The 21,370-nt window shown below is 68.4% G+C and carries 28 protein-coding genes; 11 read left to right on the forward strand and 17 right to left on the reverse strand.

Going from position 1 to position 21,370, the window contains the following annotated elements:
- Positions 1 to 88 precede the first annotated feature (88 nt).
- Together B4400_RS10705 and B4400_RS10710 are read right to left on the reverse strand one after the other, a co-directional pair.
- Positions 89 to 580 carry a cadmium resistance transporter gene (locus B4400_RS10705; RefSeq protein ID WP_286151336.1) on the reverse strand — a complete coding sequence of 164 codons (492 nt, stop codon included), beginning with the start codon at positions 578 to 580 and terminating at the stop codon, positions 89 to 91.
- Between the two features lie 204 nt (positions 581 to 784).
- Positions 785 to 1,471 carry a hypothetical protein gene (locus B4400_RS10710; RefSeq protein ID WP_043079356.1) on the reverse strand — a complete coding sequence of 229 codons (687 nt, stop codon included), beginning with the start codon at positions 1,469 to 1,471 and terminating at the stop codon, positions 785 to 787.
- 62 nt (positions 1,472 to 1,533) lie between these two features.
- Between B4400_RS10710 and B4400_RS10715 the strand changes: the two genes are divergently transcribed.
- Entirely contained in the window at positions 1,534 to 1,791 is a 258-nt protein-coding gene (locus tag B4400_RS10715) for a helix-turn-helix domain-containing protein (RefSeq protein WP_043079355.1), read from the forward strand.
- A gap of 123 nt (positions 1,792 to 1,914) precedes the next feature.
- On the opposite strand, the gene B4400_RS25145 is transcribed toward B4400_RS10715, so the two are convergent.
- Positions 1,915 to 2,280, reverse strand: coding sequence for a four-helix bundle copper-binding protein (locus B4400_RS25145; RefSeq protein WP_474623346.1), 366 nt, complete (start codon positions 2,278 to 2,280; stop codon positions 1,915 to 1,917).
- Positions 2,281 to 2,484: 204 nt separating this feature from the next.
- Between B4400_RS25145 and B4400_RS10725 the strand changes: the two genes are divergently transcribed.
- Positions 2,485 to 3,354, forward strand: coding sequence for an alpha/beta fold hydrolase (locus tag B4400_RS10725; protein ID WP_078311665.1), 870 nt, complete (start codon positions 2,485 to 2,487; stop codon positions 3,352 to 3,354).
- 420 nt (positions 3,355 to 3,774) lie between these two features.
- A complete protein-coding gene (locus tag B4400_RS10730) occupies positions 3,775 to 4,059 on the forward strand; it encodes a hypothetical protein (protein ID WP_407028674.1) in 285 nt (94 codons plus the stop codon).
- 115 nt (positions 4,060 to 4,174) lie between these two features.
- Here the strand turns inward: B4400_RS10730 and B4400_RS10735 are convergent, their stop codons facing one another.
- The 5 genes from B4400_RS10735 to B4400_RS10755 all read right to left on the reverse strand — a co-directional run bounded on the left by B4400_RS10735 (position 4,175) and on the right by B4400_RS10755 (position 6,786).
- Positions 4,175 to 4,732: a carbonic anhydrase gene (locus tag B4400_RS10735; protein WP_043079352.1), complete on the reverse strand. Its 558-nt coding sequence runs from the start codon at positions 4,730 to 4,732 to the stop codon at positions 4,175 to 4,177.
- 228 nt (positions 4,733 to 4,960) lie between these two features.
- Positions 4,961 to 5,362, reverse strand: a complete 402-nt coding sequence (gene lpqS, locus B4400_RS10740; RefSeq protein WP_043079386.1) for a putative copper homeostasis (lipo)protein LpqS — start codon at positions 5,360 to 5,362, stop codon at positions 4,961 to 4,963.
- Positions 5,363 to 5,456: 94 nt separating this feature from the next.
- Complete coding sequence (locus B4400_RS10745) at positions 5,457 to 5,855, reverse strand: putative quinol monooxygenase (RefSeq protein WP_043079351.1); 399 nt, start codon at positions 5,853 to 5,855, stop codon at positions 5,457 to 5,459.
- Positions 5,849 to 6,169 (reverse strand): hypothetical protein, encoded by a 321-nt coding sequence (locus B4400_RS10750; RefSeq protein ID WP_043079350.1) that lies wholly within the window; start codon positions 6,167 to 6,169, stop codon positions 5,849 to 5,851. The genes B4400_RS10745 and B4400_RS10750 overlap by 7 nt, the downstream gene beginning before the upstream one ends.
- Before the next feature lie 125 nt (positions 6,170 to 6,294).
- Positions 6,295 to 6,786 carry a hypothetical protein gene (locus B4400_RS10755; RefSeq protein WP_109475888.1) on the reverse strand — a complete coding sequence of 164 codons (492 nt, stop codon included), beginning with the start codon at positions 6,784 to 6,786 and terminating at the stop codon, positions 6,295 to 6,297.
- Positions 6,787 to 6,890: 104 nt separating this feature from the next.
- Here B4400_RS10755 and B4400_RS10760 point away from each other — a divergent pair, with 104 nt between their 5' ends.
- The gene (locus B4400_RS10760; RefSeq protein ID WP_043079385.1) at positions 6,891 to 8,441 is read left to right on the forward strand and encodes a multicopper oxidase family protein; all 1,551 of its coding nucleotides are present in this window, start codon (positions 6,891 to 6,893) and stop codon (positions 8,439 to 8,441) included.
- 83 nt (positions 8,442 to 8,524) lie between these two features.
- Positions 8,525 to 9,163 carry a DUF1942 domain-containing protein gene (locus B4400_RS10765; protein ID WP_109475890.1) on the forward strand — a complete coding sequence of 213 codons (639 nt, stop codon included), beginning with the start codon at positions 8,525 to 8,527 and terminating at the stop codon, positions 9,161 to 9,163.
- Positions 9,164 to 9,252: 89 nt separating this feature from the next.
- Here B4400_RS10765 and B4400_RS10770 read toward each other — a convergent pair whose 3' ends face one another.
- Together B4400_RS10770 and B4400_RS24615 are read right to left on the reverse strand one after the other, a co-directional pair.
- Positions 9,253 to 9,597, reverse strand: a complete 345-nt coding sequence (locus tag B4400_RS10770; RefSeq protein ID WP_043079347.1) for a hypothetical protein — start codon at positions 9,595 to 9,597, stop codon at positions 9,253 to 9,255.
- A gap of 110 nt (positions 9,598 to 9,707) precedes the next feature.
- Positions 9,708 to 10,151, reverse strand: coding sequence for a hypothetical protein (locus B4400_RS24615; protein ID WP_196770509.1), 444 nt, complete (start codon positions 10,149 to 10,151; stop codon positions 9,708 to 9,710).
- 161 nt (positions 10,152 to 10,312) lie between these two features.
- Here B4400_RS24615 and B4400_RS10780 point away from each other — a divergent pair, with 161 nt between their 5' ends.
- A complete protein-coding gene (locus tag B4400_RS10780) occupies positions 10,313 to 11,179 on the forward strand; it encodes a polysaccharide deacetylase family protein (protein ID WP_043079346.1) in 867 nt (288 codons plus the stop codon).
- 37 nt (positions 11,180 to 11,216) lie between these two features.
- Here the strand turns inward: B4400_RS10780 and B4400_RS10785 are convergent, their stop codons facing one another.
- From B4400_RS10785 to B4400_RS10800, 4 genes are all read right to left on the reverse strand, one after another.
- Positions 11,217 to 11,939 (reverse strand): YoaK family protein, encoded by a 723-nt coding sequence (locus tag B4400_RS10785; RefSeq protein WP_043079383.1) that lies wholly within the window; start codon positions 11,937 to 11,939, stop codon positions 11,217 to 11,219.
- Positions 11,940 to 12,093: 154 nt separating this feature from the next.
- The gene (locus tag B4400_RS10790) at positions 12,094 to 12,450 is read right to left on the reverse strand and encodes a hypothetical protein (RefSeq protein WP_313869460.1); all 357 of its coding nucleotides are present in this window, start codon (positions 12,448 to 12,450) and stop codon (positions 12,094 to 12,096) included.
- A 192-nt stretch (positions 12,451 to 12,642) separates the two neighbouring features.
- The gene (locus tag B4400_RS10795; protein ID WP_043079345.1) at positions 12,643 to 12,909 is read right to left on the reverse strand and encodes a hypothetical protein; all 267 of its coding nucleotides are present in this window, start codon (positions 12,907 to 12,909) and stop codon (positions 12,643 to 12,645) included.
- 96 nt (positions 12,910 to 13,005) lie between these two features.
- Positions 13,006 to 13,503 (reverse strand): hypothetical protein, encoded by a 498-nt coding sequence (locus B4400_RS10800; protein ID WP_043079381.1) that lies wholly within the window; start codon positions 13,501 to 13,503, stop codon positions 13,006 to 13,008.
- 184 nt (positions 13,504 to 13,687) lie between these two features.
- Between B4400_RS10800 and B4400_RS10805 the strand changes: the two genes are divergently transcribed.
- The 5 genes from B4400_RS10805 (at position 13,688) to B4400_RS10825 (ending at position 17,565) form a co-directional block, all read left to right on the forward strand.
- On the forward strand, positions 13,688 to 13,894 hold the full coding sequence (locus tag B4400_RS10805; protein WP_043079344.1) for a heavy-metal-associated domain-containing protein: 207 nt from the start codon (positions 13,688 to 13,690) through the stop codon (positions 13,892 to 13,894).
- 47 nt (positions 13,895 to 13,941) lie between these two features.
- Entirely contained in the window at positions 13,942 to 14,499 is a 558-nt protein-coding gene (locus tag B4400_RS10810; RefSeq protein ID WP_043079343.1) for a hypothetical protein, read from the forward strand.
- Positions 14,500 to 14,574: 75 nt separating this feature from the next.
- Positions 14,575 to 15,027, forward strand: coding sequence for a putative copper homeostasis (lipo)protein LpqS (gene lpqS / locus B4400_RS10815; RefSeq protein ID WP_043079342.1), 453 nt, complete (start codon positions 14,575 to 14,577; stop codon positions 15,025 to 15,027).
- A gap of 187 nt (positions 15,028 to 15,214) precedes the next feature.
- Positions 15,215 to 16,240, forward strand: coding sequence for a PLP-dependent cysteine synthase family protein (locus B4400_RS10820; protein WP_054173176.1), 1,026 nt, complete (start codon positions 15,215 to 15,217; stop codon positions 16,238 to 16,240).
- Between the two features lie 83 nt (positions 16,241 to 16,323).
- On the forward strand, positions 16,324 to 17,565 hold the full coding sequence (locus tag B4400_RS10825; RefSeq protein ID WP_043079379.1) for an MFS transporter: 1,242 nt from the start codon (positions 16,324 to 16,326) through the stop codon (positions 17,563 to 17,565).
- A 156-nt stretch (positions 17,566 to 17,721) separates the two neighbouring features.
- Here B4400_RS10825 and B4400_RS10830 read toward each other — a convergent pair whose 3' ends face one another.
- From B4400_RS10830 to B4400_RS10845, 3 genes are all read right to left on the reverse strand, one after another.
- Positions 17,722 to 19,662, reverse strand: coding sequence for a heavy metal translocating P-type ATPase (locus B4400_RS10830; RefSeq protein ID WP_043079341.1), 1,941 nt, complete (start codon positions 19,660 to 19,662; stop codon positions 17,722 to 17,724).
- 333 nt (positions 19,663 to 19,995) lie between these two features.
- Positions 19,996 to 20,940 carry a M56 family metallopeptidase gene (locus B4400_RS10840; protein WP_043079339.1) on the reverse strand — a complete coding sequence of 315 codons (945 nt, stop codon included), beginning with the start codon at positions 20,938 to 20,940 and terminating at the stop codon, positions 19,996 to 19,998.
- Positions 20,937 to 21,320 (reverse strand): BlaI/MecI/CopY family transcriptional regulator, encoded by a 384-nt coding sequence (locus tag B4400_RS10845; protein ID WP_043079378.1) that lies wholly within the window; start codon positions 21,318 to 21,320, stop codon positions 20,937 to 20,939. The genes B4400_RS10840 and B4400_RS10845 overlap by 4 nt, the downstream gene beginning before the upstream one ends.
- Between the last annotated feature and the right edge of the window lie 50 nt (positions 21,321 to 21,370).

Below are 21,370 nucleotides of genomic sequence, written 5' to 3' on the forward strand. Positions count from 1 at the left end.
AAAGGCAACCTGGGCTACGCGTACGGCATGGGTCGGTTTCGTCAAGTAGTTCGGCCCCGGGCGGGAGATGGTTGCCGAATGGGGGGCTCTACGGCCCGAAGGCGCCACCGGTGATGAGGATGGTGACGCCGATGCTGATCAGCGCTACGGGCAGCACGATGTGACCCCAGCGCGATAGCACGTTGGCAATCAGTGGGTGCGAAGCGACGTACTTTCCGCCCGCGCACCAGATGGCCACGCCAATGAGAAACACGGCGGTGAACATCGAAATAGTGGCGGTGGCTGCAACCGCGAAGATCGGCACGTAGACGCCGATGTTGTCGCCGCCGTTAGCGAAGGTGACGGCGGCGACCTGCCACATTCTGGGACCCTGACGCGGGACCGCCGGTATCTGTGGGGCCGGGTCGGGGTCGCTGCGGCGTTCACGGTAGGCGCTCCAGCCCGCTTTGAGTCCGAGCAAGATGGGTATCAGCCCGAAGTATGGGAGCGCGGCGGGCGGCAGCAGTGTCGATCCCAGGGCGGCGATCGCGATCGAGACTGCCACGATCGCGATGAACGCGAGGTACTGACCGGCGATCACCCGGATGGCTGCTCCTCGATGGCCCGGCGCCTGCCCAAAGTTATCTCTAGGTCGTAAAGTCGTAAATGTGCGGGTTTGACGTTCATGACGGTGTCGGGCTGTCGCATTTTGGCTCTGTCGTGGCCGGGTTATCTGTAGGAAGGTGTTGACGAAGAAGGGCCCGGTTCTCGATCAGCGGCCCGCGATGTGGCCGTGTGGGAATTCTCAGTTGAGCATGATGTCGTTGACCCATTGGGTCCGCTGTTCGCGGGTGGAGATCCAGTGGTCGGCGATCTTCTGGCCCACAGCACGTTGCAGGTTGCGTAGATCGGCGTGGGAGCGGGCTTGGCGGGCGTCGTTTTGTTCGTGATGGATTCGGTACTGTTCGCGTTCGGTGGGGGTGGCGTGTGAATAGCAGTGTGCGCCAAACATTCCCGATCCGAGGTAGATCGCCGAGTTGGTGCAGTCCTGGCCGGTGCTCTTGACCAGGGCCGAGCATTTGGGGCGCGCGCCGGCGACGGTTTGGGTGCGGTCGGGTCGGGGCAGCTGGTACAGGTGGCGCTCTAGCCGGTCGCACAGCGCGGGCATCGCGGTTACCTTCGTTGCCCCGCGGCGCACCGCGGCGTTGTGCCGGGCGAAGATGGCTTTGGGGCGCGATAAGCCGTTGCCCCATCGCTGGTCGAGTTCGGCGCCCTGGTGCACGATGCTGGCCGCCTGATAGGCCTCCAGGGTGGCTCGGTGCGCGGCCAGGATGTCGTTGGCCAGATCGGTGAAATTAAGGTCGGCTTCCTCGGGCAGAGTGTGCAGCACCAGAAGGCATTCGAGCATTTTCATGCGCACCTCATCGATGACGTCCAAGGCAAACGAGGACACCGTTTCGTTGGGCTCAAAGTCAGAGTCAGTTTCGAACACGATCCAGCAATGTACTACTAGTAGGGCAGACTTTTGGTACGGGCGCCTCATTACTGAGGTGCGTGCCCACCCGTCCCAGTCAGAACGATCCCGAGCGTGTCGCGCAGTGGGAACGCGTCCGCGTCGAGGTGGGCGCCCGGATTCGACGTGAACGTCTGCGGCAGGGTTTGACTCAGGAGCAGTTGGCATTGGCCTGCGGGGTGACCCGCAATGTGTTGATCGACGTCGAACACGGCCGCCGTGGCTTGCTCTACGAGCGTTTGGTCGACATTGCCGAGGCACTGGTGGTGCCTACCGGCTCATTGTTCGGCGACACCTGATCGATTTCTGCTGCTGGGTATCGCGCAACACCATGGCGGCCTCAACAGCACAGGGCCTGTGCGAAAAGCCCTGGCGCTACGGTGCGTTGCGAACTCAGATCATCCCCGGCGCCGCCGGCGTATTCAGTGCGCCATCGCCTGGCACTGTTGGACGCATCGCCGGCAGGCCGCCGCGCACGCCCGGCAATACTGCATGTCGTACTTGTCGCATTCGGCGGCACACGCCGCGCAGATCTGGGCGCAGACCTGACACAACGGGCCGACCCAGCTGGACCCGCGCGACAACAGGGTTATGCACGCCGCACAGATCGCCGCGCAATCCAGACACAGCCGGGCGCAATCGGCCATCTGCCCGTCATTGACACAACAGTTGTACGCGCACACCTCACATGCCTGCGCGCACTCACTACAGGCATCCACGCAGGCTTTGTTCGCAGCGCTGACCATTGCCACTGACATGATCAAGAACCTCCTTGTTCGGCTGGGCATTCACCGGACCCGGACCCTGTCATGGCAGCCCGGCGGTTGGTGTTTCCCGGACACAGCGAGCCATACCCGTACGCCCCGGGGGTAAACACCGATGCACGCACCCCACCCGCAGACATACCCCGTGGGGGTATAGTGGTGTTGGTGGGTGCGGCGGCTATGGCCGTGTGGCATCACCGATTCGTTTCCGCGGAGAAGAGAGCGCAGATGGCACACACCTTGGGTCACAGTGCCCGGATGGTTCTGGCCGATGGCCGGGCGTTGCACTATATGCGCGCCGGTAGCGGTGCCGGCCCGACAGTGGTGTTCGAGTCGGGTTTGGGTGCTTCACGCTCGGAGTGGGGCCTGGTGGCGCCGCTGGTGGCCGAGCAGTTCCCGACGGTGGTCTATGACCGGGCCAATCTGGGCCGCAGCGACCCCGACCGGGCCCCGCGCACAGTGCAGCGTTTGGCCGCCGATCTGGGGGAATTGTTGACAGCTCTTGATGGCGGCCCGTACATCCTGGTCGGGCACAGCTACGGGGGCACGATCGCACTGGCCGCCGCCGGCGATCGGTCCGATATCGCCGCGCTGGTGCTCGTGGATCATTCCGATGAGCAGCTCGATGTGTGCTGCGGGTCTTCGCTCAAACATCTGCGCCGGCTGGCGCTGGCAGGCCGTTGGAGCATGGGTGTGCTGCGGCGGCTGCACCTGCTGGGGCCCCTGGTGCGCCGCGCGGCACCGGGGCTGCCCGCCGACGTGGCCGCCGATCTGATCGCCGAAGACTTGACCGTCGCCGCGCAGCAGGCCGCAGACGCCGAGGAGCAGTTCTTTCTGGCCGGGTTGGCCAGCCTGCGTGCGCAGCGCCCCGATCTCGGGGGCATCCCGGTCACCGTGATCTCGGGGGTCAAGACCACACTGCTGGACCGCTCGATCCGCGCGGCGTTCCTCGGCGCCCACCGCCGCGCCGCCGAACGCCTCGGCGCCCGCCACGTGCTCGCCCAAAAATCCGGGCACCTCGTGGTGTTCACCGAACCGCACCTGATCGCCGACGAGATCAGCGGCATCGCCGCACGTATCGCGACCACACCGCGCTAACGAGCGCGCGCACATCGCGCCCGTCAACCAGCCCGCCCCCGCAAGGTCCGCCCCCGGCGCTGTCGGGCCGCCGAATTCCTATGTGCGGCATGCATATCCACAGCTCCCCGCCCACTGGTATCCCGTTGCGCCACCGGTATATCGGCCGGGCCAGGGGCCCCTGACGTTCACGTCCCCTAGCCCGGCGAGAATGGTTGCCGATAGCGTGGTGCGGTAGCGCGAGCCGCCAGATCCGGCCGCGGCGGGGCACCACCGCATCCCGGCGGCCGCTGTGAAACAGCGAAGAATCGCCTGATAGTTTGCTGATGATCGTCGCCGCGGTGAACGTTGGGGCCGTGTTACTCGTTGAAATAAGTGTACGTTCCCTATTTTTGGGCCGAGCGGCCAGGCCTGCCCGGGGTGCGGAGAGGAGGTTGCGAAATCATGCACATGACGATGTTCGCGGCGCTCGCCATGATCGGTGCGGCCGGTGTTGCCGGGCTGGCCACACCGGCACCGGCGGACGCTGATCCGCCCCCGCCACCGGTTTGCTATGCGGCCAAGCCGAGCGTGAACGCGATCGAGCACATCCCGTGCCTGGCCCCAGGTTCGGTGCAGTACCCGCAAGGGGTGCATCAGCCGACCTACGGCGGGGCTAACCCACTGGTTCCCTATGGCACCAATCCGCTTGTGCCCTTTGGCACCAACCAAAACAACGCGGGCTAGCTGCACCGTCGGAAGCGGGGAAACGGGGCGGTGGGTGTGGTCATCTCTTTTGGCGCCGGTTTGGTGGTTGTTCTTCATCAATGCTGGCCCCGCCCGGGTCGGGTGCGGTGTGTCGTTATAGGGGCCCGGGTGCCGGGATGCCGTTGGCGCTGACTTCATGCAGGCACCCGGTGTCGGTGCTGTAGAAGGTGCCGGCCACCCGCAGGCGCCCGGAGACCGCGGCGGCTACCAGGATCGGGTGGCGCACAAGGCGTTCGACCTGGATCACCACGTTGACCACGGCCAGCTGATCGGCCTGGCTGAAGCCGCTGGCGGCCGCACCCACGCGGGCCAGGTGATGATCGCGGTAGGCCACCAGGGTGTCGCGGGCGTTGTCGAGCCAGCGGCCGACCGGGCTCGTGGGTGCGTCGATCGATTCAGACAGCAGCGCAGCCATGGCCCCGCAGCCCGAGTGCCCGCACACCACGATCGAACGCACCCGAAGCTCGTTGAGCGCGAAATCCAGTGCGGCATCGACCGATCCTTCGGCCGGATCGGTGGGTACCAGGTTGCCGACATTGCGGATGGTGCACAGCGCGCCGGTGGCCGCTGGCGGCCCAACCGGCCAATCCGAGCAGGTCAGATACAGCGCGTCCGGGTGGGCCGTGGTGTCGGTGGCCAGGAAAGAGTTCATGACGAAAGTGCCCCAATCGAAAAAGCAGCACCAAGCACACCGGTGGTGTGCCGGGCCGGATGGAAGGTTGGCGAATCGGCAGGCAGGCACGGCGGCGGCTCGTGGACCCTCGGTGCAGCACCGCACGCGATCGAGTGGGCCGATCGCGGTGCTGCGGCAACGTTGGGTGTTCGGTGATGCCATCGCCGACGGTCACCGGCGCACGCCGGTGACCGCACGTGGCACAGATCAGCGGCGGAGGATGCACAGCTCAGTCAGCAGCACACGCCCTGACCTCGATATCGCGGCGGCACGCACCGGCGGGCCCCGGCTGATGCCGGCCAGCAGCGGTACCGCGGTGGCCGCGGCCAGCAACGCTGCGGCGGATGCGGCCAACAGACCCGGACTGGTCTCGGCGCGCACGGTCGCGGCCAGTGCCTCGACGCTGTGGCACAGCGCCGCATGTGCGGCCTCCTGGGCGCGCCGGGGTGTGATGGACACACCGGTGCCCCCGGCTGCTGTTGCGGCCGACGCTGTGATCAGCGTGCTTTGCTGGCGGGCAGGCCCGTGGCGGTGATGGCTCTGTCCGGGCAGGCAATGCGCCACCGCGGGCGCCGCCGCCAGCACACCGACCAGCAGCGCCACCAGCACCAGCTGGCTGCGGCGGGGCCTGCGCACCAGGGCCCTCACGCCTCCGCCACCGGCACCCGAGCCGGAATGTGCGGGTGCGCGCCACCGCACGGGCTCAGCATGGGGTGTCCGCCGCTGCCGCCCAGCCGCTGATCGGTGCGATGGCCCGCGCCCTGTGCAGCGGCGCGGGTTTGCTGTGCGCACGGTGCACATCGCAGACCGTCAAGCGCAGCGGGATGTGGGCTACCTGCTGGATTCTGGTGATGCACCAGCTCACCGCCGCCGAGCGCAGGTGCCGCTCCAACAGCTGCGGTGTCTTCCAGGTCTGCTGTATCAGGAAATGGCCGGGGTCGCCGGCGTCCCGGAAAATCTCGTAGCCCAGGTTGCCCGGGTCGTAGCGGGTGCGTTCGAGCAGCATGTTGAGCAGGCCCCACACCGTTTCCTCGGCACCCAGTGTTGCGGTGACCTCACCGGCCACATACACCGGCGCTGGCCCGTCGGCGCCGGTCAGCATTGGACGTCGACGTGGTACACGCTGTAAAGCCATGTCCGTCTGGTGGGCCCGGAGGAGATGTTCGGGTAGATCCGGGGATTGCCGTAGACGTCGAGGTCTTTGCGGATCCGGGTGGCCACACATTGTGACAGCGGTTTGTTGCCGGTTTTGGTGATGATGACTTTGTTGCCTTGGGCCTTGAGGCTGTTGATGACGTCATCGGCGTCCCCGAGACTGCCGGGCCCGGCCTGAGCGGCCGGGGCCATTAGCAGTGTTGCGGCAGCAGTGGCGGCCAGTGTCCAGGCAACGGCACGGCCACGGAAATTTCTGTTCATGACAGATGCACCTCGTTAGGTGTGGGTCCGCCGCGCACAAGAGCGCGAACGGGGCGGCTGAGGGTCGGCGAGAAGACCTCAGAGCGCACGCTGAACGCGGCGTGCAGCACTGGGCCGGGCCGCGATCAGCGGCGCAGCACGCACAGACGGTGTATGAGGGTGCGGCCGGTGACGATGGCCACCGGCCCGGTATGCGGCGGCCCGCGCATCAGCACCGGCAAGACTGCCGTGCCTACCGCGTACGCGAGCACGATCAGCGCCGCGATCCACAGCACCCGTACCGCCGCGGGCGCGGTCAGCTGGGCGCTGACCGCATCGGTGAGCGCGCACATCGCCGGGGCGGGTGCCCCCAGATGATTATGGGGGGCGATCGCGGCCTGGCTGCGCTGCAGCGCGGACCCGGCGGCAATCGCGTGATGCGGCGCCGCCGCCGGCACGCTCATGTGGTGGGGCGGCCCGGCGCACTGCAACAGCAGCAAAAGAGTGATCATCGCGGCCACGATCAAGGCTCCCAGCCACGGCGCACCCGGCCGGATGCGGACCCGGGCCCGCATCATCGCCGACCGCCCCGCCGGGAGTTTCCCGGCAGGTTGCAGCTCGCCAGTGGACGGCAACACCCCTTCACCATAACATGATATGCGCATACCCTTACCCGGTATTTGACGTGTATTTTTCGGTGGTCGGCGCGGTGGTGTGGACGCGGCATGGAAGGGAGCAGTTCATGGCGGTAGCGCGATCGCGGTGGGGCCGGCGCGAGTTTTTGCACCTGGGTGCGGCCACGGCGGCAGCTGGGGTGCTGGCCGCCTGCGGCACCCGGCCATCAGGCGGGTCCGGCGGGCAGCTGATCGGGCCGGACTCACCGCGGGTGGGTGCAGTCGAGGCGATCCGCCGCGACGGCGGCGGGCGGCTGGTGCCGGTGAATCTGCACGCGGGGCCGCTGCAGCTGGATTTGGCCGGCACGACCGTGTCGACGTGGGGGTATGGCACCCAGATTCCCGGCCCGGCGATCCGCGCCCGCAAGGGCCAGGTGCTGCGGGTGAACTTGACCAACGGGCTGGCGGCGCCCACCACGGTGCACTGGCATGGGATCGCGCTGCGCAACGACATGGATGGCGTACCGGATCTGACGCAGCCGCAGATCGCGCCGGCGGGTTCGTTCACCTACGAATTCGCGCTGGCCCATGCGGGCACGTACTGGTTTCATCCGCATGTGGGCACCCAGCTGGATCGGGGCCTGTATGCGCCGCTGATCGTCGAGGACCCCGAGGAGCGCGCCGACTACGACGCCGAACTGGTGGTGGTGCTCGATGACTGGATCGATGGCACCGGCACCGACCCCGACAAGGTGCTGGCGGGATTGCGGGACAAGGGCATGCCCGGCATGGATATGGGCTCGATGAGCCAGATGCCGGGGATGCCGGGGATGTCGATGGGTTCGATGGGGGTCAGTGCCGCCGCGCCGCTGGGTACCGACGGCGGCGATGTCACCTACCCGTACTACCTGATCAACGGGCGGGTGGCCGCCGACCCGCAGACCGTCGATTACCGGCCCGGAACCCGGGTGCGGCTGCGCATCATCAACGCCGCCGGCGACAGCGCGTTTCGGGTCGCGGCCCCCGGTACGGCGCTGACGGTGACCCACACCGACGGCTTCCCGGTGGCGCCCCGGCAGGCCGATGCGCTGCTGATCGGCATGGGCGAGCGCATCGATGCGATCATCACCGTCGGTGAGATGTCGGTGCCGCTGCTGGCCGCCCCCTACGGCAAAGACGGCTACGCCCAGCTGGTGCTGCGCGCCGGCGGCAAACCCGTTACCGGCTCTGCGGCCAACGCGGCCGCGGCGCTACCGACGATGACCGCGCTGGACACCGCGTCCCTGACGGCCACCGAGGCGGTCACGCTGGCCGTGCGTGAACCCGACATCTCCTATGACCTGCGGCTGGCCGGGCCGGGCGCCAAATACGCCTGGACAATCAACGAAAAAACCTACAACCCGGCCGACGGGCTGCCGGTGCGCGAAGGCCAGCGGGTGCGGCTGCGCTACCTCAACAACTCGATGATGTTTCATCCCATGCACCTGCACGGACACACCTTCGCCGTGCGGACCGCGTCCGGGGCCTACGGAGCCCGCAAAGACACCGTGCTGGTGGCGCCCATGCAAACAGTTGAAGTCGACTTCGACGCCGACAACCCGGGCCAGTGGCTCACCCACTGCCACAACATCTATCACGGCGAAGCCGGAATGATGACCGTCATCTCCTACCGCCAATGATCCCGAACACCACAAGGTCTCGCTGCACGGCCATCCGCGCGATCGGCGCGAAAATGTCATCGACTACACATAAGGAGATCACCGTGTCAACACTGCGTGTCCTCGGGCTGGCCCTGGCCGCGGCCGGGTTTTTCCTCGCCGGGCTGCTGGCCCCACCGCTGGGGCACGCCGCCGGGTCCTGTCCGCACCGCTTCGGGGCCGCTCAACAACTGCCCGACGCCGGCGGCGGTACCCAGGGATGGACCGTCAGCGGCCTGAAGAAATCGGCCGCCGTCCTGCCCGGCTACACCCCGGCCGGTCAGCTCTGGGAAGCCGCTGCCACCGTGCGGGCCGATCGCGGCACCATCACCCCGCTCATCCCGAACCTGGCCGCCCACGCCATCGGCGGGCACTACCCGGTGCTCTGGCAGGTTGGCACCGATCAGGGCCTGCCCGCCGCCACCCTCGATGAGGGCCAATCATCTTCGGGCACAGTATATTTTGATGTCACCGGGCCGGACCCCATGGCCGTGGTCTACACCGCCGGCGCCGGCGCGCCGGCGATGATGTGGTGCTGCGACGCCGCGATGGGTACATCCGCGAACAAGACCATGGACCCGAAGATGAACGCCGAGATGAAGGCCATGATGGCGCACTGCCCGTGCTGCCAGGACATGCCCGCCCCCACAGCTGCGCCCGGTGCCGGGTGCCCGTGCTGCGGGCCCGCCCCGGACCCGGCCTAGCCAACCCAGCCTGCCTGCACGCCGTAAATCCTGCGGGCACCGCCACAGCCCGGGCCCGGGCTCCTAGCAGTTGACGGCGCCGGCGCCGGTCAGCACTGCACGTCGACGTACATGGTGCGATACAGCAGCTGGGTACCCACCCCATGGGCGCGTTTGGCCCGGTTGGGGTCGACCACCTGCGGGTGGGTCCACCAATACTCGGATCTGCCTTCGCGTACCGAGGTCACCGTGCACATCTGCAGCGGCTTGCCGCCGGTGCGGTTCACGATGACCTTGTCGCCCTGACGCTGCAGCGCCAGAATGACCTGCAGCGCATTGGGCGCGGCCGGACCCGCCCAGGCAGGACCGGCAGCGGCCAAGGTCGCCGCAGCAACAGCTGCCGCGGCGGCGGCAGTGACGGCGGCGCTGCGGTACAGAAAACGGTTGTTGCCCATGAGAATTCCCTACGTTGAGGTCGCCGCACACAAGGCGGCGAGGAGCTGGCGAAGAACACCCGAAGCCGATACCGTGCGGCCACAGGGGCCAGACATCGGCAGGGTGTGCCTCAGCGCCGAATCACGCAGAGCTGATGTAAAGACAGCGGGCCGGCGGCCGCGGCCCCACGGGGCGGCCCCGGCGGCCCCCGCACGGGCGCCCCGATGACCGCATCGGCGGCGGGCACGGCGCTCGACACCATCGGCAGAGCCCACCTCAGGGACAGCTCGTCGCCGCCGAGTGCCGCCGCGGGGGCCAGCTGCGCGTGTGGGCACGGTGCATCCAGTTGCGCGCCCACCGGGTCCGCGGGGGCCCTGAAAAGCCCCGGCGCCCCCGCCGCCGCGGCGGCGGCCACAGGCACCAGGGCACCGCCGCCGGCAGCCCGGGCACGGTGCGCATCGGCCGCACACCCGGCCACCGCCATCGCCGCCAGCGCCGCGATGAGCACCGCCGCCGCGACCACCGCGATCTGCTGCCGCAGGCGGCAATGGCGGCGCCCCGGGCGTATCCGCATGCCACCCATCCTAGCGCCTACCCCTACCCGGTATAGCCATATTGAGGTGGTGTGCCGCCGATACCCAGGAACTCGTGCAAGGATGCCCCCCACGGGTACCGCCGGGCCGCGCGGCGGATAGGGGCGCGGCGGCGGCCCGGCTGGATGCAGGAGGTGGATCGGTGGGTGCGGTGCTGGCGTCGGTGCGGCTGCAGATCGCGGTGGTCGCGGCGGTGGTGTTGGCTGCGGCGGGGGTGGTCGGGATCGCAGTGCGCCACCGGCTGCTGTTGGGTCCGGACACGGTGGATTGTGCACGCTACAAATGTGTGGCGCTGACCTTCGATGACGGCCCGACCCCGTTTACCGATCGGCTGTTGCAGGTGCTTGTCGACCGCGGCGCCAAGGGCACCTTTTTCCTGATCGGCAACAAGGTCGCCGCCGACCCTGCTGCGGCCCGCCGCATCGCCGCGGCCGGGATGGAGGTGGCCAATCACACCTGGGAGCACCCCAACATGGCGACCATCCCGATCGAGGCTATCGGCGGCCAGCTCAGCAGGGGCGCTGAGGCGATCACCGCGGCCACCGGGATCCGGCCACATCTGTATCGGCCCGCCGGTGGGGTCTCTCGCGCGGCGGTACGCGCCGAAGCCGGCCGCCAGCACATGGCCGAAATCTTGTGGGATGTCATACCGTTCGACTGGATCAACGACGCCGACACCGCCGCCACCGTGTACATGCTCAAAACTCAGATCAAGCCCGGTTCGGTGGTGCTGCTGCACGACACCTATTCGAGCACCGTCGATATCGTCTATCAGTTCCTGCCGGTATTGATCGCCAACGGCTACCACATGGTCACCGTCAGCCACCTGCTCGGCGACCGCGCCCCCGGCAGCAGTTACGGGGGCCGCGAAAACGGTCCGCCCGTCAATGACATTCACGACATCCCGCCCGCACAGATCCCGGCCCTGCCGGCCACGCCCTCACCACGACCGGCACCCAACCTGCCGATCACCGACATCGACGGCCAAAACCCCGGCGGCCCCCAATGAGGCGGGCACGGTAGAGAAGTATTCGATCGGGTAGTCATCATGGCCGCTCGTCCCGTGCGCTGGCGCTGCCCGGCGCCACCGGGGTGCCCACGGGTGTGTCCGGCTGACGCGGGGATCTCGCCGCGGGGTGTGCGGGGTCGCGGGCGCGGCGGCGGTGATGGTGCAGGTTGGCGGCGCCGATCGCAGCACAGACCGCGGCGGCCGGGATCAGCGCGTGATCGCCGATGCGGCCCCCGACGATCACTCCTACGGCCGCACCGGCGACGAAGAGCACCACCGTGGCGGTGAGCATCGCGGCCCGCCACCGGTCCACGCCATGGCGGTAGCCGCGGGCCAGCAGCAGCCCCAGATCGGTCAGTGTCCCGGTGAAATGGGTGGTCCGCACGGCCATCGACGGAAGCCCGGACGTCATCGCGTTCTGCAATCCGCAGGCGGCCGCAGCCAGCGGCGCCCGGATCAACGGGTGTTCGATTCCCGCGGCCGCCACCAGCAGCGCCGCCTCGGTCACCAGCACTGCGGCCTGCCGCGGGCCGGTGTGCGTGTGCGCCGCTGCCAGCACCGCACCGGCTGCTATGACACCGACAACGAACCCGGCCACGATCACCGCGATCATGCGGCCCGAATACAGCAGCGGATTGCTGGCATGCATGCCCACCCGGGTGGTCAGCGCGGTCAGGTTGCCCACAGGAAACACCCACACCAGCAGCGCCACCGAATTGACATAGCCGGCCACTGCGGCCAGGGACCCGCTGTAGCCCACCGCAAGGGCCCGCCGGTCCACCGCAGGGTGCGTTCTTACCCCTGCCATGACGCATCCCCGGTGGCCCTCTGCGCGGCACAGGCACACCCCGCTGCTGCCGTGCTAGCGGTGCTATTCAGTGCCTGGCGGTGCGGGCAGGCGCCGGGTGCGGCGGTCAGCACTGCACCGTGACGTACATGACGTGCGAAGCCAGGGTGCGGGTCGGCGGGCCTTTACGTTGGGGCACCTGGTTGTAGATGTGCCGCCCGACGCGCACGGCGGTGGCGGTGCATTTCGACAACGGTTTTCCGGTGGTATCGCCGTTGATGATGACCTGATCGCCGCGGGCCTTCAATTCGGTGATGATGACCTGCGCGTTGCCCGGGGCCTGCGGCCCGGGCCGGGCGGGCCCCGCGGCGGCCGGCGCCGCCCATGTCAGCGCGGTCAGCGCGGCACCGAGCGCCACCCCCACCACGAGCCGCCCAGGGCGTCGGGCCGCTGCTCTCAAAGAGGTATATGTGGCGGTACCCATGTCGGCATACCTGTACATCGCTATTGGTGTGGTCATGAATATCCTTGTGTCACAACAGTATTAGTAGCTCTGGCATATTGGGGGCGTTCAGATGCCCGGCGTAAGGCAGCAGCCGGCGCCGCCGGATGTGGGTGGGGGTGCCGCCCCCGCGTGGACGCAAGTGAGCGGGGACGGCACCGGTTCACGGGGGGGTTAGCGGTGCCCGCCGAAGCCGCCGTGTCCGCCCCAGCCGCCGTGACCCCAGCCGCCGCCCCAGCCGCCGTGTCCGGGGCGGGGCCAGCAGTTGTGGTGCCGGCAGCCGGGCCCTGCCGGAGCGGGCCCGGCGGCACTGATCGTTGCCGGAGAGGCCGGGGCCTCTGCGGCGGCCTGCGCCAGCACCGGAGTCGACAGGGCCAGCGCGACAGCGGCCACGGGTGCGGCCACGGCCGCCACGACGCGGTGAACAGAGTTGATGATCATGGGTGATTCCTTGCGTGAGGGGGCCACCGCAGGGTGGCCATGAGTGGATGGCGTTGACCGTGTGCCGGGTGCACGCAGGCACCGGCGGACAGCTGGTCAGCGCCGCATCACGCAAAGATGCTGCAAACGTTCACGTCCACTGCACAAAAAACCGAGTCGGCCACGCCCGGGTGGTCCGCGCGAGGCCGGCACCCATGCCGCGGCCGCAGCAGCCAGCAGCGCCGCGGCCACGGCCAGCGCCCACCACCCGTGCCCGGGGCCGGCAGCGGCCATGGTCGCAAGGACCGCTGCCGGCAGCGAGCACCCGGAGTGAACATCCACGACCTGTACGGCGGTCAGCTGTGCCGCGGCGATATGTTCGGCGCCGGCCTGAACCCGCACGACTTGAGGGCTTGCTGTCGCGCCGACGTGCGCCAGCGATGCGCCCACCGCATGGGGAGCCTCGACATCGAGTGCCGGAGGGCACCGCAGCACCGGAACCAGTGCCACGGCCAACGCCAACAACAGCGTCATCAGCGGCGTCAACAGCAGCACCCAGCGCACCGCGACGACGCGGCCGCCGCGGGCGCGGGCACGATCACCGGTGAGCGCCATCACCTGACCGTACACCCCGCATCGCTACCCGTAGGGGGTATATGGCGAGAAAGTGAGAACGGGTGCGGGTGCCCGGGGACCACTGGCGGGGCAGGGCCGCACTGAACTCTCGCTCTACAGCCTGCAGATTGAACCCTACGGGGGTAGCCTGTCCCGATACATTGCGCGAGTAAGGAGGTCTCTGATGAGCACGACAACGCTGAAGGTCTCGGGCATGACCTGTGGGCATTGCGTGGCGGCGGTGCGTGAACAGGTGGCCGCCGTGCCGGGGGTCACCGGCGTGCAGGTGGACGTGGCTACCGGCACGGTCACCGTCACCAGCACCGGGGCGCTGCCGGCCGAGGCGCTGGCGGCCGCGATCGGGGCGGCCGGCTACGCACTGGCCAGCTAAAGCCCGCCACCCCCCGAAAATCCCCCGAGATCTGTGAAGGACATCCGATGATCACTACCCGTATCTTGGCGCCCGCGGTGGGTGCGGTGAGCATTCTGGCCGGTGTGCTGGCCGCACTGTCCGCCCCTGTAGCGGCCGCGGACCCGGCGCCGCCCATCCCGTTCATTCCCGCGATACCTGCGCCGCTGCCGGCGGTGCCGGGCAGTTACACCTACAGCTACTACAACTTCCCGGCCGTGGCCCCGGCGACGGTGGACGCCCGGGGAGTCAAGATCGCCACCAACGCCGATCCGGGCGCCACCGCCGCCGGGCTGCCGGGCAGCAAGCTCGGCAACGCCGCGCACCCACCGAACATCCAATCGTCCTCCAGCACCCGGTACGGGATCGCCGGGGGCGTGCGGCCGGCCTCGGCGCCGAGCACCACCGGTGTGCAGTTCGCGGCGGGCAATGAAAATCCCGCACTGGAAGACCCCTACGGGCGGTCCCCGCAGAGCATCGCCGGCGCCGAGGCTGCCGCACCGCCCACGGTCATGCCCGGCGCACCGGCGGCCCCGATCCTGGAAGACCCGCACGGGCAACCCCCCGCCCCCGCCGAGACGCCGTAACGGCGCCACCACGCTGCGTCACAATCCGATCACATACCCGGCAGGGGTATGGGGTAGCTGTGGTAGGTTGGGGCCATGAGGATCTGGGGCCGCTGCCCTCGCTCTGGCCGGGCACGGCTGGGGTTGGTGGCGGCGCTGCTGGCCGGTATCGCGGTGGCGCTCGGGGTGCCGATGGCGCACTGCCTTGCCGGTGCGAGCCACCCGGTGCGCCCCGAGCATCACCATCAGGTACTGATCACCGTCTCGGGCATCGCAGCACCTAATCCTGCTGCGGTATCGGCCCATCCGCATGCCGGCACCGCCGTACACGCCGCGTGGTGCTCGGTCTTAGAGGCCGCCCCGGCGGTCATCGCCCGCGCCGATAATCCGCTGCGGGTGCTGTGGGTGGTCGCTGCCGTACCGGGCGCCGGTATCGCGGCGATGTGGTGGTCGGCGCGGGTGGGCCGGGGACCGCCCCGGCGCCCAAACCGCACAACCCCGCGCTTCGGGCGGGTTCTTCTGACCGATCTGTGCATTATCCGCCGCTGAGGGTCACCCCCCTGGGCTGGCGCAGCGATCTGTGGGTCGCTGATGCCGCCCCTACGCCCGTGACCATCTCCGGCCGCATCCTCGTGGCCCTCACGCAGGGACTTTTCCTCACATGACCAACAGCATTGCTCTGTCATCTCGTCGTAGCTGCACTCACCTGGGACCGAAGTTTCACGATCCCAACACCTTGGTGGGCAACACCCCGGTGTTGTGGGTGTCCGAACCGTTCTCGGGCCCCGGGACCGGTTTTTGGGCCAAGCTCGAAGCACATAATCCCAACGGCATGAAAGACCGGCCCGCGCTGTACATGGTGGAGCAAGCCCGCACACGCGGGGATCTCAAGCCTGGCGCCATGATCGTCGAATCAACCAGTGGAACATTGGGGTTGGGGCTGGCGCTGGCCGGAATCATCTATCGGCATCCGGTCACCCTGGTCACCGATCCCGGGCTGGAACCGATCATCGTGCAGATGCTCACCGCCTACGGCGCCGTGGTGGACATCGTCACGCAGCCCCATCCGGTCGGGGGCTGGCAGCAGGCACGCAAGGATCGCGTCGCGCAAATACTTGCCGCCGAAACGGATTCATGGTGCCCCGACCAGTATCAGAACCCCGACAACGTCGACGCCTACCGCGGCGTGGCCGAGGAGCTCATCGACCAGCTCGGCACCATCGACACCCTGGTCTGCTCGGTGGGAACCGGTGGACACTCCTCAGGCGTGGGACGTGTGCTGCGCGAACACAATCCGGACCTGCGGCTGGTCGGGGTCGACACCATCGGCTCCACGATCTTCGGGCAGCCCGCCAGCGCGCGGCTGATGCGCGGCCTCGGGTCGAGCATCTATCCGGGCAATGTCGACTACCCGGCATTCGACGAAGCCCACTGGGTCGCACCCAATGAGGCCGTCTGGGCGGCCCGCACCCTGGCCGCCAGCTATCATGCCAGCGGCGGATGGAGCGTCGGGGCGGTGGCATTGGTCGCAGGGTGGGTGGCGCGCACCTCAGCCCCCGGCACCCGGGTCGCCGCCGTCTTCCCCGACGGCCCGATGCGCTACCACGGCACCATCTACGATGACGATTACTGCCGCGAGCACGATCTGTTGGATCGCCCCCCGGCCCAAGATCCCGATGTGATCGACGATCCCTCGGATCGGGTGGTAGACCGCTGGACCAGGCTGACCCATGTGATCGATCCGATAGGGCGCACGGCGTGACCGATGCGCAGGTAAGACCCTCCGGGACTGGCCACGCCCTGTTCGGCCAGTTCCGGTCTTTCGATCGTCCCAGCCAGATCCTGATGGTGAACCAATTCGCCATCAACGTCGGCTTCTACATGCTGATGCCGTACCTCGCCGGATACCTTGCCGGTCCACTGGGTTTGGCGGCGTGGATGGTGGGTCTGGTGCTGGGTGTCCGAAACTTCTCTCAGCAGGGCATGTTTCTGGTCGGCGGCACTCTGGCCGACAGGTTCGGATACAAGCCACTGATCGTGGCCGGATGTCTCTTGCGCGTCGCCGGATTCCTGATGTTGGTCTTTGTCGGCTCCCTGCCGGCGATATTGATCGCCTCGGCGGCAACGGGTTTCGCGGGCGCACTCTTCAATCCCGCAGTGCGCGCATACCTGGCGGCGGACTCTGGGGAGCGCCGGGTGCAGGCCTTCGCGGTCTTCAACGTCTTCTACCAGGCGGGAATCCTCTTCGGGCCGATCATCGGTCTGGCGTTGACAGCCTGGGATTTCAGGATCACCTGCGCCGTCGCCGCAGCGGTTTTCGCGGTCCTGACGGTGATCCAATTGATGGCCCTGCCACCGAACCGCGCCGAGCAGGACGTGGATCGGCAGCCCGTGCTGGCCGACTGGCGCTCGGTGGTGTCCAACAAGGCCTTCCTGTTGTTCTCCGGCGCCATGATCGGTTCGTACGTGCTGACGTTCCAGGTGTACCTGGCGCTGCCGCTGCAGGCGGCGCTGCTGACCAGCGACAAGAAATCCGAAACGGTCTTGGTGACAAGCATCTTCGTGGTCTCCGGGCTGGTGGCCATCGCCGGGCAGGTGCGGCTCACTGGGTGGTTGTCCGCGCGATTCGGCCCCAGTCGCAGCTTGGTGCTCGGGATGCTGGTCATTGCGGCGGCCTTCGTCCCACTGGCGCTGCTGCCGTCGGCAGCAGCCGGGTCGGTCCCGGCGATCGTTGCGCTGCTGCTGGCGGCGGCCCTGCTGGCCGTGGGCACCATCGCGACCTTCCCGTTCGAGATGGACACCGTGGTCAGGTTGGCGCGTAACCGGTTGGTTGCCACTCATTACGGGTTGTACAACACGATCGTCGGTGTCGGCATTCTGGCCGGGAATCTGCTGACCGGCTCGATATTCGGCTACAGCCAGCAGCACGGTAAGCCCGCCTTGCTGTGGGTATCGCTCACCGGTATTGGACTGGTGTGCGGGGCGGCATTGTTCGCGCTGCGGCGGGCCGGACTGCTCGACCGGGGCAGCCAAGCGGCACCGGGTGAGCAGCCCTGCCCTGATCATCAGCTGGCGGCGCGGCGGTAGCCCGCAGATGCGCGCGGGCGCACACGATGCCGCATATCGGGGCTGCATGCGCTGGGCCTGGACCCGTCCGGGCCGAAAAGCTGTCGGGCCCCATGGGGCGATGCCCCGCGCGCACCTGAACTCGTGGGCGCCCACAAGCTGTGCCGGGGGCTCGGGTCAGGAGTTCAGGATGTGGCGGGCGCTGGTTTGTGGGCGCAGGTCCAGGCGGCGCAGCAGCTGGGAGTTTAGGGCGACCACCACTGTCGAGAGCGACATCAGGATCGCTCCTGCGCTCATGGGCATGACGAAGCCGATCGGGGCCGCGACCCCAGCGGCCAAGGGCACCGAAATGAGGTTGTAGCCGGCGGCCCACCACAGGTTTTGCTTCATCTTGCGGTAGCTGGCGGCGGAGAGCTCGATGACCGAGAGCACCGAGCGGGGATCCGAGCTGGCCAAGATGACCCCGGCCGAGGCGATGGCCACGTCGGTGCCGGCGCCGATGGCAATACCCACATCGGCTTGAGCCAGGGCCGGGGCATCGTTGACGCCGTCGCCGACCATCGCCACGGTGTGACCCTCATCTTGCAGCTGGGCTACAGCGGCGGCCTTGTCCTGTGGCCGCACCTGCGCAAAAACGCGGTCCACCCCCAGACGGCCCGCCACCGTCTCGGCGACCGCGTGGGCATCGCCGGTGATCATCACGACCCTGACCCCGAGCTTGTGCAGGGCGTTGACGGTATCGGCGGACTCGGGGCGAATATCGTCGGCCAGCCGCAGCGCCGCGGCGACCTGCCCGTCGAGCAGCACATGCAAAATGATGGCGCCTTCGGTGCGCCACTGCTCAGCGACCGGCAGCTCGGCGACGTCGTGAGCTGCCAGCAGCGCCGGACCGCCTACCTGCACGCCGGACCCGGCGACGTCGGCGCTCACGCCCAGCGCCGGCTCGGAGGCGAACCCGCTCGCGGCCGGGATATCCAGGCCGCGTTGTTGTGCGGCGGCCACAATGGCGCGCGCCAGCGGGTGTTCGCTATCGGTTTCAGCGGCCGCGGCCAGAGCCAGCACCGCCTCGCCGTCACATCCAGGGGCAGCTTCGATCCCGGTCAGCGTCGGGGTGCCCTTGGTCAAGGTGCCGGTTTTATCGAAGAGCACCACATCGACGGTGCGCATCTGTTCAAGGGCCAACCGGTCTTTGACCAGAACGCCGCCGCGGGCGGCGCGCTCAGTGGCGATCGAAACCACCAGCGGGATGGCCAGGCCCAGCGCGTGCGGGCAGGCGATGACCAGCACCGTGATGGCCCGCACCACCGCGGCATCGGGATGCCCCAGCAGCATCCACACCGCCGCAGTGATGATGGCCGCACCTAACGCGAACCAGAACAGCCACCCGGCCGCGGTGTCAGCGACCCGCTGAGCCCGCGACGTCGAGGCTTGCGCATCGGCAACTAGCCGTTGGATACCGGCCAACGCTGTGTCAGCCCCCACAGCACTGACCTGCACCCGCAGCCCAGAATCGGTGGCCACCGTACCGGCGACTACCTGATCACCAACCTCGCGGCGCACCGGCGCTGACTCGCCGGTCACCATCGACTCGTCCAGGCTGGCACTGCCCTCGACCACCCGGCCATCGGCCGGCACCGACCCGCCGGGGCGGACCACCACAATGTCGCCAACGTGCAGATCTGCCAGCGGCACGGCCACGACCTGCTGGCCCGCGACCCGCTCGGCGGTATCCGGCAGCAACGCCGCCAGCGAATCCAGTGCCGAAGTCGTCTGCGCCAACGACCGCATCTCGATCCAGTGCCCGGCAAGCATGATCACCACCAGCAGCGCCAGCTCCCACCAGAAGCTGAGCTGATGGTCGAGCACCCCAATGCTCGCCCCCCAGGAGGCGGTGAAGGCCACCGTGATAGCCAAACCGATCAGCAGCATCATTCCTGGTGTGCGGCTGCGAATCTCACTGACCGCCCCGACCAGAAATGGCTTGCCGCCCCACAAATACACCACCGTGCCCAGCACCGGCGACACCCACCGCACCCAGCCGGCGGCGGGTAACTGATAGCCGATAAGCATCGCGAACATGGGATCGAAAGCCACTACTGGGACCGCGACAACCACCATGATCCAGAACAGTCTGCGGAACTGCCCTACATGATCCCCGTGGCCGTGATGGCCCCCCTGCCCTTGGCCGTGATCGGCATGGCCTTCATGATGGCCCGCATGCTGATCGCGCTGGTGTGCGGCCGCGTCGTGCTCGGCATGCCCGGGTGTGCCGAGCTGGTGTCCCTGATGGTGCCCGGAATGGTTGGCTGCGGTGTCCACCCACCCAACATATACCCCTTGGGGGTATATCTTCAAGTGTTGCTGACCGCTTTTAGCAAGCGCCGGTGTGCCTGACGGGCTTGCCGTGGTCTGTGTATGCCCGCGGTAGTCGGTGGATCGGCCCTGTCCTGTTCAGGAGCCGCACAGCAGCGCCCCGGCCAGGGACAGCGCCGCGATGAGCGCGGGGCCGGCCGCGATCAGCGCCGCGGCCGTGGCCCACAGCGCCGCGGCGCGGGCGCGTGCTGCATTCCCTGGTGGTGTGACGAGTCGTTCGGCGCGGCGCAGGACGGCGAGGTTGGCCGCGCCCAGGGCGCCGGCGGGGGCGGTGGCTGCCAGCTCCCTGAGGCCCGAGAGCAGCGCGCTGCTACCGTGTTGGCGCACGCAGGCATCGTCGGCGCACATTTCCAGCAGCCGTGCTACTTCAGCGGCTCCCTCTGTGATCAGCCGCACCCGCGGCAGGACGGCGGCCGCAGCACGTAGCGCGCAGACAAGCTGAAGGTGATGCCCGGCCAGGTGGGCACGCTCGTGGGCCAGGACCGCGGCAAGCTGTCGGTCATCGAGAGCGCCCAGCGCGCCGGTGGTGAGCACGATCGCCGCGGGGCGCCCGGCCACGCAGTAGGCGCCCGGTGTGGCGGCGTCCACCACCAGTACATCGTCGTCGCCGCTGGCCCGGCCCACGATGCGTACCGCGCGGGCGTGTTCGTGGGCGCGCTTGCGCAGCCCAACAAGGGCCCGGGCCAGCCGCACCGTCAGCACCGCAGCGGCCGCACCGGTCCCCGTCGCTGCGGCCACCAGCGCAACTTGTGCCGCCACACCGGATTGGCCCACGGCCATCGCCTGCAGGCGGGTCACACACGCGGCCAATACCAGGGCCGGCGAATCCCAGTGTCGGGCAACGTCGATGCCCATGAGGGCGGTCGCGGCCAGCCAGGTGGCCAACACACTGGCGATCGCAGCTAGCCACGCCGTGATCGCCAGATGCGGGGCGTGCTCGGCGCAGCGCAGCCGCGACAACACCCGCGGCCCTAAAACGGCGACCACGGCGCTGTAGAGCAGCAGACAGACCGCAATGCTCATCGGGGGCGCGGCCGGGTGGCGGGACGGGGCAGCAGCGCGGCCAGCCGCGCGGACTCCTCAGCGCTGATCTGTTCCAGGAAATGGGTCAGCACTAACTCAGCGCGGCCGCCGCCGGTGAGTGCTTCACGCATGAGCCGGGCGCTGTGCTGCTCACGGGTCAACGTGGCCCAATACCGGTATGCCTTACCGTCGCGCTCGCGGGCCAGCCAGCCCTTGGTGTGCAGGTTGTCCATCGTGGACATCACCGTGGTGTACGCGATGTCACGCTCGGCGGCCAGCTCCTCAAAAACCTCCCGCACCGTGGTGCAGCTGTCATCGCCGCGGCCCCAGACACGGTCCATCACCACAGCTTCCAGATCACCGAACCCTCGGCTACTCAATCTCGGCCTCTCCCACACCACCCGGGGCGCCACCGGCACCTAAATTTACG

Origin of the sequence: Mycobacterium sp. D16Q13 (genome assembly GCF_002013375.1) — a bacterium.
GTDB lineage: Bacteria > Actinomycetota > Actinomycetes > Mycobacteriales > Mycobacteriaceae > Mycobacterium.

Excerpts from the sequence above, each read along its gene's own strand:
- B4400_RS25145 (WP_474623346.1), bottom strand. The coding sequence starts at position 2,280 with ATGCCCAGCCGAACAAGGAGGTTCTTGATCATGTCAGTGGCAATGGTC.
- B4400_RS10830 (WP_043079341.1), bottom strand. The coding sequence starts at position 19,662 with ATGGTGGTTGTCGCGGTCCCAGTAGTGGCTTTCGATCCCATGTTCGCG.
- lpqS (WP_043079342.1), top strand. The coding sequence starts at position 14,575 with ATGAGGATCTGGGGCCGCTGCCCTCGCTCTGGCCGGGCACGGCTGGGG.
- B4400_RS24615 (WP_196770509.1), bottom strand. The coding sequence starts at position 10,151 with ATGCGGATACGCCCGGGGCGCCGCCATTGCCGCCTGCGGCAGCAGATC.
- B4400_RS10770 (WP_043079347.1), bottom strand. The coding sequence starts at position 9,597 with ATGGGCAACAACCGTTTTCTGTACCGCAGCGCCGCCGTCACTGCCGCC.
- B4400_RS10725 (WP_078311665.1), top strand. The coding sequence starts at position 2,485 with ATGGCACACACCTTGGGTCACAGTGCCCGGATGGTTCTGGCCGATGGC.
- B4400_RS10800 (WP_043079381.1), bottom strand. The coding sequence starts at position 13,503 with ATGGCGCTCACCGGTGATCGTGCCCGCGCCCGCGGCGGCCGCGTCGTC.
- B4400_RS10795 (WP_043079345.1), bottom strand. The coding sequence starts at position 12,909 with ATGATCATCAACTCTGTTCACCGCGTCGTGGCGGCCGTGGCCGCACCC.
- B4400_RS10750 (WP_043079350.1), bottom strand. The coding sequence starts at position 6,169 with ATGAACAGAAATTTCCGTGGCCGTGCCGTTGCCTGGACACTGGCCGCC.
- B4400_RS10760 (WP_043079385.1), top strand. The coding sequence starts at position 6,891 with ATGGCGGTAGCGCGATCGCGGTGGGGCCGGCGCGAGTTTTTGCACCTG.
- B4400_RS10805 (WP_043079344.1), top strand. The coding sequence starts at position 13,688 with ATGAGCACGACAACGCTGAAGGTCTCGGGCATGACCTGTGGGCATTGC.
- B4400_RS10745 (WP_043079351.1), bottom strand. The coding sequence starts at position 5,855 with ATGCTGACCGGCGCCGACGGGCCAGCGCCGGTGTATGTGGCCGGTGAG.
- B4400_RS10735 (WP_043079352.1), bottom strand. The coding sequence starts at position 4,732 with ATGAACTCTTTCCTGGCCACCGACACCACGGCCCACCCGGACGCGCTG.
- B4400_RS10840 (WP_043079339.1), bottom strand. The coding sequence starts at position 20,940 with ATGAGCATTGCGGTCTGTCTGCTGCTCTACAGCGCCGTGGTCGCCGTT.
- B4400_RS10810 (WP_043079343.1), top strand. The coding sequence starts at position 13,942 with ATGATCACTACCCGTATCTTGGCGCCCGCGGTGGGTGCGGTGAGCATT.
- B4400_RS10825 (WP_043079379.1), top strand. The coding sequence starts at position 16,324 with ATGGTGAACCAATTCGCCATCAACGTCGGCTTCTACATGCTGATGCCG.
- B4400_RS10790 (WP_313869460.1), bottom strand. The coding sequence starts at position 12,450 with ATGGGTACCGCCACATATACCTCTTTGAGAGCAGCGGCCCGACGCCCT.